1 pseudogene is annotated in these 254 nt (G+C 43.3%); it reads right to left on the bottom strand.

What is annotated here, in order from left to right:
- Nucleotides 1-254 (bottom strand): annotated as a pseudogene (locus tag ACRHNM_RS17400) (rhomboid family intramembrane serine protease); the annotation flags it as partial.

The raw sequence follows: 254 nt of genomic DNA, 5'->3' as shown, positions 1-254 counted from the left end.
AAAAATATCAGCATCAATTTGGCTTCTGAATACATAAAAGCAAAAGCCACCAAAATACCGTAAATGGCACCGGATGCGCCAACGGCTGGTGTATTGAAAGCAGCCAACATACTATCAATGGTACCCTTGGACGCTATATTGTACCACCCTGGACTGTATTGCCCGTTGGCCAAAATATCCAAAATCTGCGTTCTTGCAATGCCAGCCCCTTCCAAAGCACTCATTCCTTCGTTGAAAAGGAAATAATTAACACC

The organism is Psychroserpens mesophilus, from assembly GCF_050617655.1.
In the GTDB taxonomy this organism is placed as follows: domain Bacteria; phylum Bacteroidota; class Bacteroidia; order Flavobacteriales; family Flavobacteriaceae; genus Psychroserpens; species Psychroserpens mesophilus_A.
The sequence above is the reverse complement of the archived record's forward strand: the minus strand, read 5'-3'. Positions and strand labels throughout refer to the sequence as shown.